This is a genomic window from Lentzea flava (assembly GCF_014648475.1).
GTDB lineage: Bacteria > Actinomycetota > Actinomycetes > Mycobacteriales > Pseudonocardiaceae > Lentzea > Lentzea flava.
Map to the genome: position 1 here is coordinate 18,130 of NZ_BMRE01000041.1, position 16,671 is coordinate 34,800.

Consider the following 16,671-nt stretch of genomic DNA (forward strand, 5'->3'; position numbering starts at 1 on the left):
GGCGCAGCGGGCGTCGACTGCCGGTAGGTAAACTGCCGAACACTCTCCAACCCATACAGGGCAACGGGAATGACGAATCCGAGCCGAAGACCCGATGCCGCTCCACCGTCGGACTCCGCAGCCGTCCGCGCGCGCGAAGCCTTGGCGCGCAAGTGGAGCTACCTGCTCAGCAGCGTCATCGTCGTCGCGCTGAGCAGAGACGAGCTGGACGCTGAACTGAGCGCCCAGCTCGACGCGTTGTGCGCGTCGCTGCACAGCGAGCCGTTCGACCCTGCTCCGTTCGAGGAGGTGGGCGAGCGACTCGTCGCTCTGGGCTACGTCAACGAGCCCGGACTCCGGCGCACCGTCGACGTGCTGGGCAAAGGCTTGCTGGCACTGGAGGAATTCCACGCGGTCGAGCAACTCCCGGTCCGCGTCGTCGGTGGAATCGGCGCGTTGACGTGCGGCTTCACGATCGCGCGTGCCCGCGTGATCCTGGACCAGCAGGAGAGCATGCAGCGCTCGCTGCTCAAGGCCGCCCGTGACGCGCAACGCGACCAGCGCCAGAGCGAGGCGAAGTTCGAGGGCATCGCGTCGTCGTCGACGAACGGCGTCCTCATCGTCGGCCTCGACGGAAAGCTGGCCTGGGGCAACGACTCGATCGGCGACATCCTCGGCCGTCAGCCGGAGCCCGGCACCAGGCTCGTGGAGCTCATCGCGCCGCAGTCGATCGTGGTGTTCCGCGAGATGATGGAACGGGTTCTCGCCGAGCGCGACGAGTTCGAACGCGAACCGATGCAACTGCTGCGCGACGACGGCGAGTTCGCCAAGGTGACGCTCACGGCGTCACTGCTGCGCGACGACGAGGGCAAGCCGAGTCATGTGCTCGTCATGGCCGACGACGACACGGAACTGGCGCTGCTGCAAGGAGAACTGCGCAGGCAGTCGCTGCACGACGTGCTCACCGGGTTGCCGAACCGGCAGTTCTTCACCACGCACCTGGAAACCGTGCTGCGCAGGGCCGATCCCGAGTTCGGCGTGACGATCTACCACCTCGACCTCGACGCGTTCGGCCTGGTGTGCAACAGCCTGGGCGGCCGCGTCGGCGAACACCTGCTCCAGCACGTGGCGCGCCGGCTGCGCGCGTTGATGTCACACGAGCAGGCGATGGTCGCGCGGTTCGACGGCGACGAGTTCGGCATCGTCGTGGAGAACACCGCCACCACGCCGGACGTCGCCACGACGATGGCGGCCATCAACGCCGACCTCGGTGAACCGACCTATGTGGACGAACACGGGCTGGCGGTCTCCGTGAGCGCCGGCGTGGTCCACCGGCCGTCGCCGGACATCGATCCCGTAGAACTGCTCCGCATGGCGGACCTCGCGTTGCGGCAGGCCAAGAAGGACCAGCGCGGCCAGTGGCAGTTGTTCCACGCCAACCAGGACACCGAACGCAGGCGCGACCACGCGCTGGCCGTCGTGATGCCGGGAGCGTGGGAACAGGGCGACATCGGTGTGTGCTACCAGCCTGTGCGCGTGCTCGCGACCGGTGAGCTGGCAGGCGTCGAGGCGGTGCTGCACTGGGATCTCTCGGACCGGTGCGCCGAGCTCGCCGACCAGACGGGGCTGATCCTGCCGATGGGCGAGTGGCTGCTGCGGATCGCGGCCGGCCAGGCGCAGTGGTGGCGTCAGCGCGGCGAGCTCGACGCGCAGTTCGGCGTCCGGCTCACGCGCCACCAGGCGACCGACGCGGACCTCGTGTCACGGGTGGCGAAGGTCGTCGACGAGACCGGGATGCCGCACGAGCGCTTGACGTTGTGCATGCCGGTCGGCGTGCTCGGCGTGGCCGACGCGGCGGACAACCTGGGCACGCTCGCGGCCAGGGGAGTGACGATCGCGCTCGAGGACTTCGGCCTCGGGCCGCGGGATCTGGCCTGGCTCTCGGAGCTGCCGATCGTGTCCGTGTGCGTGCCGAACGATCTGGTGCGACGCCAGGATCCCCGTTCCGCCGCGTTGATCCCGGCCGTGCACGAGCTGGGCGTGAACATCTGCGTGGACGGCGTCGAGAACGCCGACCAGGCCAAGTGGTGGACGGAAGCGGGCGCCGACCTCGCGATCGGCGCCCACTTCGGTGTCCCGCTCGATGCGGGAGAGTTCCTGAAGAGCCTTTAGAGGCTGCGCTGCCACGCGGTGACGGCCGCGTGGTAGCCGGACGAGTCGGTCGAGTAGTTGAAGCAGTGGCCGTAGCCGCTGAGGATGAACGCGTCCATTCGCGGCGCCCGCGGGAAGAAGGGCCGCTCGGACGCGATCAGCGCCTCGGCCGACGAGCAGTCGGCACCAAGCGGTGGGGTGCCGCAGAAGAAGTCGTCGCTCGATTCGACCGCCATCACCGGTGCGGTGATCGCGCTGCTGGACGGGATCACGATGTTGTTCATGAGGATGAGGTCGATGGCCTCACCCGCTGAGGCGACGTCCTTCGTGGCCTCTTCGAAGTCCATCACGGCGGTGTTCAACGGGCCGGGCTTGTGGAACGAGTCGTAGCGGGTGTTCGGCATCGTGGTCACGTAGCCCGGATCCAGGCCCAGCCTGCCGAGCCGCGGGTCGAGCGTGACCGGGATCAGGCTGGCCGCGACGGGAACCACCCTGAGGTAGTCCCACTGGTTGGCCAGGCCGGTGATCAGCACGCCGTCGACGTCGTGGTACGTGGCCGCCTCGGCGACCGCGACAGCCGAGCCGACGGAGTGGCCGCCGACCAGGACCTTCTGGAACCGGGGGCGCAGGCTCTGGATCACGTGGTGCACGGCTTCGGCCTGGCTCGGGACGGTGACCAGCACGCTCAGCGGTTTGCTGCTCTTGCCGGTGCCGATCCGGTCCACCGTCATGGTGGCGATGCCGGCGTTGTTCATCGCGAGCCGCGCCGAGCGGGTCTCGGGATCGAGCGGGATGTCCCAGTACGAGCTGTTGTACGTGCCCCCTGGAACGAGGACCTGGACCGTGGTGGCGTTGTGCGGCACGCACAACCTGCCGTACATGGTCTGCTGGGTGAGCCCGAACTGCACCGGCGTGTACACGTCCTGACAGCTGGTCTGGACCGCGTTCGCCGGCGGGGGTGCGGAGACGAGCAATGCGAGCGATACGGCGGCACAGAGCCGACGGAGACGCATCGGGGACAACCTCCAACTAACGGGGAACGGCCTTCATCAGGAGGCCGATGGGGTAGAGCGCGTTGGTGAACCTGGTGCGCACCGGCTGGACGGGGACCAGCCGGTGGCGAGCGCAGATGGTCGCCACCACGATGACGATCTCGGTCAGTGCGAAGTGGTTGCCGAGGCACTGGTGGACGCCGCCGCCGAACGGGACGAACGCGCCCTTCGGCAGCTGCCGGACGCGGTCGGGGGTCCAGCGGTCCGGGTCGAAGCGGTCGGGATCCTGGAAGTGTTCGGGGTTGTGGTGCATCGCGTGCGGGCTGAGGAGCACCTCGGTGCCGGGCTGCAGGAGGACGCCCCCGAGGTCGACCTCCTCGACGGTGCGGCGCATGAACAGCCAGAGCGGGTACTTCCGCAGCACCTCGTTCGCGACCTGCCCGAGGTACGTCAGCTTCGGCACGTCGTCGAACGTCACCGGCCGTCCGGCCAGCACCTCGTCGATCTCGGTCAGCACCCGCTGTTCGATCCCGGGGTTCGCGGCGATCTCGTGGAAGATCCACGCCAGTGCCAGCGCGGTGGTCTCGATCCCCGCGAACAGCAGTGTCATGACCTCGTCGAAAACCTGCTGGTCGGTCATCGGCTCACCGGTCTCGGCGTCCCTGGCCAGCAGCAGCATCGACAGCACGTCGCCGTGATCGGCTCCGTCGGCACGCCAGCCGACGATGACCTCGCGCACGATCGCGCCCAGCCGGGCGATGGCCGCGTCGAACTCGCGGTTGGCCGGGATGGGCAGCTTCTCCACGAATCCCGGTGAGAGAGCGCGCACGACCCCGTGCTTGATGACCAGGAAGACAGACCGGCGGGCCTCGTCGATCGCTCGTTTGCCGATCTCGGTGGAGAACAGCGCCTCGCCGACGATCGTGACGGCGAGGCCCTGCATGTCCAGCTCGACCTGGCGCACCTCGCCGGGACTCCACTCCTCCATCAGGTCCCGCGTCGCGCGGGCCATGGTGTTCGCGTAGCCCGCGATCCGGTCGCGGCGGAACGCCGGCTGCAGCATTCGGCGCTGTCGCAGGTGGAAGGCTCCGTTCGACATCGCGACCCCGTCGCCGAGGATCGGGCGGAGCTTGTCGAATATTCGCCCTTTGTGGAACTTCGGCGCATCGGTGACCAGCACCTGGTGCATCAGCTGGGGGCTGGTCACGAAAAAAGTTCGCATCGGCCCCAGATGGACTTCGACGAGATCGCCCTGAGCCCGCAAATTCGTGGTGAACTCGAATTTTTTCCGCAATATTGGCAGGGTGTGCCCGAGAAATGGCAGCCTGCCGGGTGCCATCGGAGCGGACATCAGCACTCCTCGCGAGGCGGAAAGAGGCGGAAAGAGATGGACAACCATAGGAGTCGTTTGGTCGAGAGTGACAGTGCCCGATCGGGTGACGCGCGTTCACGCCGGCGGTCTAGTCGTGTGGACTTGGTGCCTGACTAAGCTCGTGTGTTCTCAATCCGAAGAGGTGATCGTCGTGCCCACCGAACAGAACTGGGTTCCACAGAGCGTGGACGTCTCCGTCCCGAGCGCGGCACGGTTCTACGACTACCTGCTCGGGGGCGCGCACAACTTCGCGGTGGACCGCCAGTTGGGCGACCGGGTCGAGCAGGTGATGCCGCACGTGCGCAGCGTGGCCAGGGTCAACCGGGCATTCCTCGGTCGTGCGGTGAGGTTCATGGTCGACGAGGGGGTGCGCCAGTTCCTGGACATCGGCTCGGGCATCCCGACCGTGGGCAACGTGCACGAGGTCGTGCAGGAGCTGGACCCCGAGTGCCGGGTCATGTACGTCGACCGCGATCCCGTCGCTGTCGCGCACAGTGAACTGATCCTCGCGGGCAACGACCGCGCCGGCGTGCTGCAGGCCGACCTGCGTGATCCGGACAGCATCCTGAACAGCGCCGAAGTGCGCCGGCTGCTCGACTTCGACCAGCCGATCGGCCTGCTGATGCTGTTCATGCTGCACTGGGTGCCGGCAGAGGCCGAGCCGTGGAGTCTGTCGAGTCTGCTGAAGCGCTACCGCGACGCGATGCCCAGCGGGAGCTACCTGGCGATCACGCACTACGCCGACGACCATGGCGACGAACTGATCACGGCCGCGGTCGAACGGGTGAACCAGCAAGGCGGAGACCAGGCCTGTCCGCGCAGCCGGGACGAGATCGCCGCCTTTTTCGGTGATTTCGTGCTGGTCGGGCCGGGACTTGTCAGATACGCGGAATGGCGAACTTCCGGGCCTGGCGACATCTCCTCCGATCCGGGGGTGAACAGGCTCGCGTACGCCGGGGTAGCTCGTAAGCCGTAGAAACTCCTTCGAGCGACGCGGATTCACGCGGTCGGTGCAAAAGGAACCCACCGCGAGTGGGTAAACTGCCGGGCAATCTGAGCCCATGTGAGGCAGCGTCAATGCCCAACCCGAGTCGAATACCAGACAGCACGCCGTCACCCGAGGACAATGTCCGGGCGCGGCTGACGCTCGCGCGGAAATGGTCGTATCGACTGCACGGCACATCGGCGATTCCAATGGGCCGGGAAGATCTCGACGGGAAGCTGAGCGGCCTGCTCGACGAGTTGTGCGAGATGCTGCACCAGGAACCGTTCGCCAGCGCTCCGATCGAGCGCGTCGGCGCGGATCTTTCGGGACTGGGATACCTCGGCAAGCACGGGCTGCGCTGCTCAGCGGAGGTCCTCGGCAAGGGACTGCTCGCACTGCCGGAGTTCCGGCCGGTCGAGCGGTACGCGGTCCGGGTCGCGCAAGCGATCGGCGCGCTCGGGGTCGGATTCGCCGACGCCAACACCGAGTCCGTGCTGTTGCAGCAGGAGGGCATGCAGCGGTCGTTGCTCAAGGCCGTGCGCGACGCCAACTGGAACCTCAAGGAGAGCGAGGCCCGGTACAACGAGGTCGTCACGTCGTCCAGCGATGGCGTGCTGATGGTCGACCTCGACGGGCGGCTGCTCAGGACGAACGCGGCGATCGGCGACATCCTCGGGCGAACCCAGGAGGAGCTCGTCGGTGCGCAGCTGAGCGACCTCATCGCGCCCGGCTTCACCGAGATGCTGCAGCAGGCGATGGACGACCTCGTACGCGGCACCGCGGAGCGGATCCGGCAGTCGCAACGGATGCTGCGCAAGGACGGTGAGGTCGCGCGGCTGTCGTTGACGGTGTCGCTGTTGCGTGGCGCGGACGGCGAACCGAGCCATTTCGTCGTCGTGGCCCAGGACGGCACCGAGCTGGAGCTGCTGCAGAACGAGCTCAAGCGCCAGTCGTTGCACGACGCGCTGACCGGACTGCCGAACCGCCAGTTCTTCACCACACGGCTGGAGATCGCGCTGCGCAAGGCCGATCCCCTGCACGGCATCACGATCTTCCACCTCGACCTCGACGCGTTCGGGATGGTGTCGAACAGCCTCGGCGGCCGGGTCGCCGAACGGCTGCTGCAGCACGTGACGCAGCGCCTCAGGCTGTTGCTGGCTGGCGAGAAGGCCATGATCGCCCGGTTCGGCGGCGACGAGTTCGGCGTGCTCGTGGAGAACACGGCGACCACGCCGAGCATCGGCTCGATCATGAAGCGGATCAACGACGACCTGCTCGAACCGACCTATGTGGACGGTCACGGGCTGGCGGTGTCGGTGAGCGCGGGAGTCGTGCACCGGCCGGAGAGCGGTGCCGAGCCGGTCGACCTGCTGCGCGCGGCGGACACGGCGTTGCGAAGAGCCAAGGTGCGCAGACGTGGCCAGTGGGAGGTGTTCCACGCCGGGCAGGACGCGGAGGAGCGCCGCGCCCACGCGGTGGCCGTGACGATGCCAGGTGCGTGGGAGAACGGTGAGATCACCGTGCGGTACCGCCCGATCGTGCGGCTGTCCGACGGTGAGGTGAGCGGTGTCGAGGCGGCGTTGCACTGGGACCGCCAGGATGCCGAGGCGCTGAACCACGACCGGTGCGCGGCGCTGGCCGAGGCGACCGGGTTGATCCTGCCGCTCGGCGAGTGGCTGCTGCGGGTCGCGAGCGGGCAGTCGGCGTGGTGGCGGCAGCGCGGGCAGTTCGGCCACGCGCTGGTCGTGCGGCTCACCGCGCACCAGTCGTCCGACGCGGACCTGGTCGAGCGCGTGGTGCGGGTGCTCGGCGAGACCGGGCTGAAGATGCACGAGCTGGCGGTCAGCATGCCGGCCGGTGTGCTGCCGGAGTCCGACGCCGCCGACAACCTGGGAGTGCTCGCGGGGCTCGGCGTTCACGTCGGGGTCGACGACTTCGGGCTCGGACCGCTGGATCCCGCCACGGTGCTGGAGCTGCCGGTGAAGTCGGTGCGCGTGGCGCGCGGTCTGGTCGAGCGCCGGTCGCCTTACGTCACGGCGCTGATCCCGTTGGTGCGCAAGGCGGGCGTGACGGTCGCGGTCGACGGGGTCGGCAGCGCCGAGCAGGCCCTGTGGTGGCGTGAGGCGGGCGCGGACTTCGCGACCGGCGACCACTTCGGGGTGGCGTGCCCGCCTGGGCAGTTCCTGGAAGAGCTGGAGCCCCGGTGACCGGACGGCGTCGGGGTGCACGTCCGGCCACCGGAGGAGTTCTCGATCAGCCGGTGAACTTCGCCAGCGCCTTGGTGAACTCGTAGGTCTGCTGGTTGATGCCGCTGCACGAGGAGCTCATCGCGCCGCAGTTGCCGCGGTCGCGGTTCACGGCCCAGAACGACACGCGGGACAGGTGCTTGGAGTTCGCCCACGTCACGATGTCGCGGAAGTTCTGCGGGGTGACGGTCTCGCCGGTGTCGGTCTTGCCGTTCATCGACGACAGGCCGCTGCGCCGGTACGCCGCGTCGTCGGTGAGCCCGAACGTGGACTTCACGTGGTTCTTCAGGCCGTCGACCGCGCTCTTGGTGTAGGCGAACATGTCGCCGCCGCTGCCCCAGTCGAACGGCATGACCGCCCACGTGTCGATCGGCGCGCCGAGCTCCTTGGCGCGGGTGATCAGGCGCTTGCCCCAGGAGTTCGGGCCGGTGCGGTCGGTCGGCATGGTGATGACCGTCTTCACACCGGGGTTGTTCTGCTTGATGATCTTCAGCGCGCCGAGCACGCGGTCCTGCGTCGTGTTGTTCTCGAACTCGGCGGCCTCGATGTCGATGTCGATCGCCTTGAGCTGGTAGGCGTTGATCACCTTCTGGTAGGCGCCCGCGAGTGCGCTGGCCGACGTGCAGAACTGGCCGAGCTTGTTGCCGGACCAGCCGCCGATCGACGGCACCGCGTCGCCGCCTGCCGCGCGGATGTTGCTGATCAGGGTGGCGTCCGAGCCGGTCAGCGAGCGGTTGCCGTCCCACTTCGGGTTGCAGGTGCCGTCGCTCAGGATGAACGCGAGGGTGAAGGCCTTGATGCCGGTCTGCTGCATCACCGTCTGCGGGTTCGGCGCGCCGCCCCACTGGTAGAGGTAGGGGGCCGCGAGCACCGGGTTCACGGCGGCCTGCGCGGCCGTGGGCAGAAGCATCGTCGCGCACGCGGCAGCGACAGCGCCGACGAGGAACCGCTTCATCAGTCCTCCAAGACTGCTCGGTCCAGGGCGGCGGAGCTGGCAGTGAGGGGGCTCACAACGTGTTCAAAAATGGACTAGACCACATCTCTCTGTCAAGAAGGTAGACCAAATCCGTCCGTGCTCCGTCCGGCGGGCGTGACTGATCTTGTCGGTGCAGCGTGGTGAAATCGGAACGTGGCACTCGCACCCCAGCTGGTCCGCCGGAAGCCGGAGACGCGCCCGCGTCCCCGGTGGGATCCGGCTGTCCAGCGCGTCTTCTCGCACTCCGGCTTCCTGCGGGTGCTGGGTGGTCCGGGCACGGGGAAGACGACGCTGCTCGCCGAGCTGGCGGCGCACGTCGTGCTGGAGGAGGGGGCCTCACCGGAGAACGTGCTGGTGCTGACCGCGAACCGGCGCGCGTCCGTGGCGTTGCGCGCGCACATCACGCGGTTGCTCACCGGGCGGCTCTCGACGATCCGCGAGCCGCTGGTGCGGACGGTGCACTCGTACGCGTTCGCCGTGCTGCGCAACCAGGCGGTGCTGCTGGGCGAGCCGCCGCCGCGGTTGTTGTCGGGCCCCGACCAGGACGCGATGGTGCGCGAGCTGCTCGCCGGTGACGTGGAGCTGGGCGCGCTGAACTGGCCGGAGCGGTTGCGTCCCGCGCTGGAGCTGCCGGGGTTCGCGCACGAGCTGCGCGATCTGCTGCTGCGCGCGGCCGAGCGGGGCCTGGGGCCGGAGGACCTGATCGAGCTCGGCGAGGAGCACAGGCGGGACGAGTGGGTGGCGGCCGGTCTCTTCGGTCAGCAGTACGAGTCGGTGAACCTGCTGTCCGGCATGGACTCCGCGACGGCGTACGCCCCTGCCTACGACGCCGCCGAGCTGGTGTCGTCGGCGTACGCGGCGTTCGTGAACGACGAGGACCTGCTGCTGGCGGAACGGCGCCGGGTGCGGTACCTGCTGGTCGACGACGCGCAGCACCTCGACCCGATGCAGTACTCGCTGATCAGCTCGCTGGGCTCGGGTGCCCAGCGGTTCGTCCTGGCGGGCGATCCGGACCAGGCGATCTTCACGTTCCGCGGTGCCGATCCGGAGATCCTGCGGGACGTGCCGGGCGAGACGGTGGTGTTGCCGAGGTCGTTCCGGATGATGCCGGAGATCCGGGACGCGGTGGCGCGGCTGGCTTCCCGCCTGCCGGGAGCGTCTCCCACGCGGTCGGTGCTGCCCGCCGACGGCGAGGGTTCCGTGCAGGTGCGGCTGCTCGCGTCGTCCGCGCAGGAGGCGACGTGGGTGGCGGACCAGCTGCGGCGTTCCCACCTGGCCGACGAGGTGCCGTGGTCGCAGATGGCCGTGGTCGTGCGGTCGGCGACGCTGTCCTTGCCGGTGCTGCAACGGGCTCTGCTGGCGGCGGGGGTGCCGGTGGCCGTGCCGTCGGACGAGTTGCCGTTGGCGCAGCAGCCTTCGGTGCGCCCGCTGCTGGCGTTGATCCGTGCCGCGGCCGTGCCGGGTTCGCTGGACGAGGACACGGCCGCGATGCTGCTGTCGTCCGCGTACGGCGGGGCAGATCCGTTGGCGCTGCGGAGGTTGCGACGTGGCCTGCGGCGCCTGGAGATGGCCGCGGGCGGCGACCGTCCCAGCGGTGAGCTCCTGGTGGAGGTGCTGGAGACCGCCGACCGGCTGGCCGCGCTGGAGGACGTGGAGTCGTTGCCCGCGCGGCGGATCTCGCACCTGCTCGCGTTGGCGCGCAAGGCGATCGAGGCGGGCAAGTCGGTCGAGGTCGTCCTGTGGGAGCTCTGGACGGCGACGGGCCTGCAGGACCGCTGGGTCGCCCAGTCGGCCCGCCGGGGCATGCCGGGCATGCAGGCCGACCGCGACCTCGACGCGATCGTCGCCCTGTTCGAGGCGGCCGCGAAGTACGTCGACCGGCTGCCGGGTTCTGGCGTGGCGGGGTTCGCGGACTACCTGGAATCGCAGCGGATCGTCGGCGACACGCTGGCCGCCTCGGCGCCCACCGGTGAGGCGGTGTCCATCCTGACGGCGCACTCCGCCGCGGGGCGCGAGTGGGAGGTCGTCGCCGTCCCGGGCGTTCAGGAGGGCAGCTGGCCCGACCTGCGCCTGCGCGGCACGGTGCTCGGCGTCGAACGCATGGTGGACGTTCTGGCCGGCCTCGAACCGTCGGTGTCGGCCGTGGCGCCGATCCTGGCGGAGGAACGCCGCCTGCTGCTGGTGGCCGCGTCCCGTGCCCGGTCGAAACTGCTGATCAGCGCTGTCCGGGGAGAGGACGAACAGCCGTCGCGCTTCCTCGACGAGATCGAGTCGTCCGCCGAGGAGGAACGCAAACTGCACCGCCCGCAGCGCGGTCTGGTGCTGGGCGAGCTGGTGGGCGAGCTCCGCCGCGTGGTGTGTTCGGACTCGGAGGACCCGGCGCGCCGTTCCCGCGCGGCCGTCCAACTGGCGCGCCTGGCCGAGGCTGGCGTGCCCGGCGCGCACCCGGAGTCCTGGTACGGCCTGGTCGACGTGTCGACCGAAGCTCCACTGTGGACGGAAGAGCAGAAGGTCAGCGTGACACCGTCGACCATCGAGGTGATCACGAAGTGCCCGCTGCGCTGGGTCGTCGAACGGCACGGAGGCCAGGATCCGGCCGAACTGGCGTCCGTGACGGGCACCCTGGTCCACGCGCTGGCCCAGGCCGCCGCGTCCGGCGCCGACGCGGCCCAGCTCCGCGTGAAGCTGGACGAGGCCTGGGCCGCCGTCGACGCGGGCGCCCCGTGGTTCTCCCGCCGCGAACGCCTGCGCGTGGAACGCATGCTCGACACGTTCCTCGCCTGGCTGACCATGAGCCGCAGCCAGCTGACCCAGGTCGCGGTGGAAGAAGAGATGGTCGTGGAGGTGCCCAAACGCGACGGCGGGCCGTGGCTGCAGGTCCGCGGCCGGGTCGACCGCCTCGAACACGACGAGGACGGCCGCCCGGTCGTCATCGACATCAAGACGGGCAAGAGCCCGGTCTCCCGCGAGGCCTCGCAGGAGCACCCCCAGCTGGCCGTCTACCAGCTGGCCACGTCGCTGGGCGGCTTCACCCACATCGGCCTGGGCACCGAACCGGGTGGGGCGCGCCTGCTCTACGTCGCCAAGGAGGACAAGAAGACCGGTGCGGTGGAACGCACCCAGGCCCCGCTCGACGAGCAGGGCGTCCGCGCGTGGCTGGAGGTCGTCCAGGGAGCGGCGGAGTCGGTGCTGGGCCCGAACTACACAGCGCGGGAGAACGCGGACTGCGACCGCTGCCCTGCCCGCACGACGTGCCCGGTCCACCCGTCAGGGCGACAGGTGAGCGAGTAGGGCCTGGGTGGTGCGGACGCGCACAGCCCGGGTAGGAAGATGTGCTGGTGACGTTGTTCAGGACTGATGACCGGCCCGTCGCCCCGCGCGACGTGCGGTGCGACGTCACGTGTGGACTGGTCGTCCGATGACGGTCAGTCCTTTCGAGATCGCCGAGGCGCTCGGGCTCAACAAACCGACCCCCGAGCAGGCCGAGGTCATCGCGGCGCCGGCCCAGCCCGCCCTGGTCGTGGCCGGTGCGGGCGCGGGCAAGACCGAGACGATGGCCGCGCGCGTCGTCTGGCTGGTCGCGAACGGCATCGTGCTGCCCGACCGGGTCCTGGGTCTGACCTTCACCCGCAAGGCCGCGCGGCAACTCGCGGACCGCGTGCGTGCGCGGCTGCGCAGGCTGGCCGGATCTTCGCTGCTCGACGAGCTCGACCCGAGCGGCGAGCGCAAGATGGCCGTCCTGACCGGCGAGCCCGTGGTGCTGACGTACCACGCGTACGCAGGGCGCCTGGTGTCCGAGCACGGTTTGCGGCTGCCGGTCGAGCCGGGAGTGCGGCTGCTCACCGAGACCGCGTCGTGGCAGCTCGCGCACCGCGTGGTGTCGACGTGGGCCAAGGACCTCGACACCGACAAGGTGCCGGCGACGATCACCGGTTACCTGCTGGCGCTGGCCGGTGAGCTCGGCGAGCACCTCGTCACGCCGGAAGCGCTGCAGAACCACGCGGACAAGCTCTGCGCGCTCATCGAGAACGCCCCGAGAGCCAAAGGCCAGCGGGACGCACTGCCGGAGAAGCTGAAGGAGGTCATCCGGGCGCAACGGCTGCGGGTAGCGCTTTTGCCGCTGCTGGAGGCGTACCAGCTGCGCAAGCGGAAGGAGGCGGCACTCGACTTCGCGGACCAGATGTCGCTGGCCGCGCAGCTCGCGCAGTTCAAGGAGGTCGCGGAGGGCGAGCGCGAGCGGTACGGCGCGGTGCTGCTGGACGAGTACCAGGACACCGGGCATGCGCAGCGCGTGCTGCTGCGGTCGTTGTTCGGTGAGGGCAAGCCGATGCCCGTCACGTCGGTGGGCGACCCGGCGCAGGCGATCTACGGCTGGCGCGGTGCGTCGGCGGCGAACCTGCCGCGGTTCGCGGACGACTTCCCGCCCACCAGGAAGTTCGGGCTGCTGACCAGTTTCCGCAACCCGCCGGAGGTCCTGGAGCTGGCGAACGCGGTGTCGTTGCCGCTGCGCGAGGCGGGGCTGGACGTCGAGGAGCTGCGAGCGCGCCCCGGTGCCGGGCCGGGCGACGTCCGGCTCGCGTTGCACGCGGACATCCGCCAGGAGCTGGACTGGATGGCGGACAACGTTGCGGCGCAATGGGAAGCGCACCTCGACACCGAAGGCGTGCCGCCGACGGCCGCTGTCCTGGTGCGGCGGCGGTCGGACATGGCGGCGATCGCGGCCGCGCTCAGGGAACGCGGGCTGCCGGTCGAGGTCGTGGGCCTCGGCGGTCTGCTCGACGAGCCCGAGGTGCGAGACCTGGTGTCGGCGCTGAGGGTGCTCGTGGACCCGTTGGCGGGAACGGCGGCCGCGCGCCTGCTGACCGGGTCGCGGTGGCGGCTGGCCGCGCGCGACCTGGCGGCGTTGTGGAGCCGTGCGCGCGAGCTGGCGGGAGTCCAAAGCAGACAGTCCGTTGTGGACGACCCGCTGCTCGTGCTGGCCGACGCCCTGCCCGGCGAGCACGCCGAGCAGGCGGGTCTGGCCGACGCGCTGGACGATCCCGGTGATCCGGACGCCTACTCGCCGGACGGCTACCGGCGCATCAGAAGGCTGGGCGGCGAGCTGGCCGCGTTGCGGCGCAGGCTGGACCAGCCGCTGCCCGAGCTGGTCGCGGACGTCGAACGCACGTTGCTGCTCGACATCGAGGCCATGTCGCGGCCGGGCATGGTGGGCCGGGCGCACCTCGACGCGTTCTCCGACGTGGTCACGGACTTCGCGGCGGCCAGTCCGTCGGCGACGCTGTCGTCGTTGCTCGACTACCTCTACGCGGCCGAGCACGCCGAGGACGGCTTGGAGCCCGGCGAGGTCGAGGTGTCCGAGGACCGCGTGCAGATCCTGACCGTGCACTCGGCCAAGGGCCTGGAGTGGCGGATCGTCGCGCTGCCGCACCTGGTCAAGGACGTCTTCCCCGGCCGCAAGAAGTCCTCCTGCTGGCTGAAGTCCGTCACCGAACTGCCGGCGGATCTTCGCGGTGACGCGCAGGACCTGCCCCAGCTGCGACTCTCGGCCGGCTTCAACCGCAAGGAGGTCGACGAGGCGCTGACGATCCACGCCGAGGAATTCGAAGACCGCCGCCTGGTCGAGGAACGCAGGCTCTTCTACGTCGGCGTCACCCGCGCCGAGCACAGCCTGCTCATGTCGGGCCACTGGTGGGCGGAGGCAGGCGACAAGCCCAAGGGCCCGTCGGTGTTCCTGCAGGAGATGCACGAGGTCCTGCAGCGCGAAAACCCACCGGGCGACATCAGCGTGTGGGCGGACGAGCCGGACCCCGACACCCCGAACCCCCTCGCCGAAGACGTGAAGACGTCGCAGTGGCCGGCCGATCCCCTGGGCAAGCGCCGCGACGCCGTGGTCGAGGGCGCCAAGATGGTCCTGGCCGCCCTCGACGACCTGCGCAACGCCCCGCCAGAACCGCTGCCGCTGATCTTCACCGCGCCGGAAGAACCCGCTGTCGCGATCGAAGACGAGGACTACCCGCCCCCCGACGAGCCACCGGACGACGACTTCCCACCCGAGCCCGAACCGCTCCCGGACGACGTGGTGCCCGACGACCCGGAAATGCCGGAGGAGGACGACCCGGAGGGCTGGGCCAAGGACGTGGACGTGCTGCTGGCCGAACGCGCGGCATCGATGACCCGCCGCGAACAGGTCGAACTGCCCGACCACCTCTCCGTGAGCCAACTGGTCGAACTGGCCAAGGACCCGGACCTCCTGGCCCGCCGCCTGCGCCGCCCACTGCCGTTCCCCCCGAACCCGCTGGCGCGCAGAGGCACGGCCTTCCACACGTGGCTGGAAAACCGCTTCGGCGCCACCCGCCTGCTCGACATCGACGAACTGCCGGGCGCAGGCGACGCCGACGCCTCCCCGGACGCCGACCTGGAACGCCTGAAGGAGGCGTTCCTCGCCAGCGCCTGGGCGGACCGCACCCCGCACGACGTCGAGGTCCCCTTCGAGGCGGAGTTCGACGGCATCTCGGTGCGCGGCCGGATGGACGCCGTCTACCAGGACCCGGACGGCTGGACCGTCGTGGACTGGAAGACCGGCGCGGTCCCGGACGCCGACGCGCTGCCCGCGCTCTCGGTGCAGCTGGCGGCGTACCGGCTGGCCTGGGCGGCGCTGGTGGGGGAGCCGTTGGAACGGGTCCGGGCCGCGTTCCACTACGTGCGCCACGACCACACGTTGCGGCCGGCCGATCTGCTGGACGAGCAGGGCCTGAAGGACCTGATCAGGTCGGTGGGGCCGTGATGGGGAGCGTGGCGGTCGGTCGGTTGTGGCCATGATCGCGAGTTGTCCACAGGTTGCGGGGCTTTGACCTGCGGTGATGCGTTACGGGATAACCTGTGGACAAGCCGGGAACCGGAAATGCGTTTCAATCGTTGCGTGACAAGGAAGCGCGCGGGGGGCAGCGGCGGCTCAAGTGCCGGGCGGCTGAGGTGTGCGGCGGCTCAGGTGCTGGCCGGTGCGTGCGAGGCCTTGAGCACCCGCTCGTACAGCACCTCAAGCAGCCACCGTCCGAAGAGCGACGGCCCGAACTCGGGGGAGCGGTCCTCCGGCGGCACCATCATGTCGGCGGCGGAGTCGTCCGCGACCACGACGCCGATGCCGTAGTAGTCGAGCTCGATGTACGACCAGGCCTGCGACTCGTCGGAGCGGGGCAGCAGCACCGCGCACGGTGCCAGGGTGAGCAGGGTGCCGCACGACTGCAGGGCGCGGTCCGTGGTGGACTCGCTGACCAGCACGCCGACGAGTTCGACGGCGGCTACGGGCAGGCGGTCGTGGGCCGCCGGCTCGAACCAGGAGCGGAACCAGGACGGGTCGGCGCGGGGTGGCCAGCCGTTCTGGGTGCGCCACTCGTGGACCTCGGGCAGCAAACGCACCACCGCGGACACCTGCTGGCCGAGCACGGCGACGTCGGGAACGACGACTCCGTCCCAGCCGAGCGCTGTTGCGGCGCGCTGAAGAAGCGTTTGCACAGGGCGCATCCTAGGGTTCCTCGCGCGAAAAATGACAGCGTTTGCGGGGTTCTTGGTTAAGGATTACCCAGGGTGGTCATGGGGCCGCTTTGGCCACTTTCCAGGCCCAAGCGACGAGTGGGATCTGCAGTGGCAGGCGACCATACGCCAGTGCGCGCGCCTTTGGCGACTTGGAGCGGAAATCCAGAGCCATTTTCACGTTTGCCGGGAACACCGCCACGAAGAACGCCGCGGCGGCGAGACCGCCCAGGCGGCGGGTGCGGGGTGCTGCCACCGCCGTGGCCAGGGCCAGTTCGGCCGCGCCCGACGCGTAGGTCCACTGCCGCGGGGTGCCGGGCAGGGCGCGCGGGACGATCGCGTCGTAGTACTTCGGCCTGGTGAAGTGGGTGATTCCGGCCAGGCCGAGCAGTGCGGCGAGCGCCAGCGCCGATCGCGCTCGGGAACGGTTCGGTTCCATG

The 16,671-nt window shown here is 69.8% G+C and carries 10 protein-coding genes; 5 read left to right on the top strand and 5 right to left on the bottom strand.

Annotated elements, in window-relative coordinates; translation table 11 throughout:
• Positions 1 to 69: 69 nt before the first annotated feature.
• Entirely contained in the window at positions 70 to 2,151 is a 2,082-nt protein-coding gene (locus IEZ09_RS33590) for a putative bifunctional diguanylate cyclase/phosphodiesterase (protein ID WP_189257834.1), read from the top strand.
• On the opposite strand, the gene IEZ09_RS33595 is transcribed toward IEZ09_RS33590, so the two are convergent.
• Together IEZ09_RS33595 and IEZ09_RS33600 are read right to left on the bottom strand one after the other, a co-directional pair.
• On the bottom strand, positions 2,148 to 3,143 hold the full coding sequence (locus IEZ09_RS33595; RefSeq protein ID WP_189257835.1) for an alpha/beta hydrolase: 996 nt from the start codon (positions 3,141 to 3,143) through the stop codon (positions 2,148 to 2,150). The genes IEZ09_RS33590 and IEZ09_RS33595 overlap by 4 nt on opposite strands.
• Positions 3,144 to 3,159: 16 nt before the next feature.
• Positions 3,160 to 4,473, bottom strand: coding sequence for a cytochrome P450 (locus IEZ09_RS33600; protein ID WP_189257836.1), 1,314 nt, complete (start codon positions 4,471 to 4,473; stop codon positions 3,160 to 3,162).
• Positions 4,474 to 4,645: 172 nt separating this feature from the next.
• On the opposite strand from IEZ09_RS33600, the gene IEZ09_RS33605 reads away from it, so the two are divergent.
• Positions 4,646 to 5,470, top strand: coding sequence for an SAM-dependent methyltransferase (locus tag IEZ09_RS33605; RefSeq protein WP_189257837.1), 825 nt, complete (start codon positions 4,646 to 4,648; stop codon positions 5,468 to 5,470).
• A 218-nt stretch (positions 5,471 to 5,688) separates the two neighbouring features.
• Complete coding sequence (locus IEZ09_RS33610) at positions 5,689 to 7,686, top strand: putative bifunctional diguanylate cyclase/phosphodiesterase (RefSeq protein WP_229813183.1); 1,998 nt, start codon at positions 5,689 to 5,691, stop codon at positions 7,684 to 7,686.
• Between the two features lie 46 nt (positions 7,687 to 7,732).
• Here the strand turns inward: IEZ09_RS33610 and IEZ09_RS33615 are convergent, their stop codons facing one another.
• Entirely contained in the window at positions 7,733 to 8,680 is a 948-nt protein-coding gene (locus IEZ09_RS33615) for a chitinase (RefSeq protein WP_189257839.1), read from the bottom strand.
• A 174-nt stretch (positions 8,681 to 8,854) separates the two neighbouring features.
• On the opposite strand from IEZ09_RS33615, the gene IEZ09_RS33620 reads away from it, so the two are divergent.
• Positions 8,855 to 11,992: an ATP-dependent helicase gene (locus IEZ09_RS33620; RefSeq protein ID WP_189257840.1), complete on the top strand. Its 3,138-nt coding sequence runs from the start codon at positions 8,855 to 8,857 to the stop codon at positions 11,990 to 11,992.
• A 127-nt stretch (positions 11,993 to 12,119) separates the two neighbouring features.
• Positions 12,120 to 15,485, top strand: a complete 3,366-nt coding sequence (locus IEZ09_RS33625; protein WP_189257841.1) for an ATP-dependent helicase — start codon at positions 12,120 to 12,122, stop codon at positions 15,483 to 15,485.
• 200 nt (positions 15,486 to 15,685) lie between these two features.
• Here IEZ09_RS33625 and IEZ09_RS33630 read toward each other — a convergent pair whose 3' ends face one another.
• Together IEZ09_RS33630 and IEZ09_RS33635 are read right to left on the bottom strand one after the other, a co-directional pair.
• Positions 15,686 to 16,213: a hypothetical protein gene (locus IEZ09_RS33630; RefSeq protein ID WP_189257842.1), complete on the bottom strand. Its 528-nt coding sequence runs from the start codon at positions 16,211 to 16,213 to the stop codon at positions 15,686 to 15,688.
• Positions 16,214 to 16,289: 76 nt separating this feature from the next.
• Positions 16,290 to 16,670, bottom strand: coding sequence for a DoxX family protein (locus IEZ09_RS33635; protein WP_189257843.1), 381 nt, complete (start codon positions 16,668 to 16,670; stop codon positions 16,290 to 16,292).
• Between the last annotated feature and the right edge of the window lies 1 nt (position 16,671).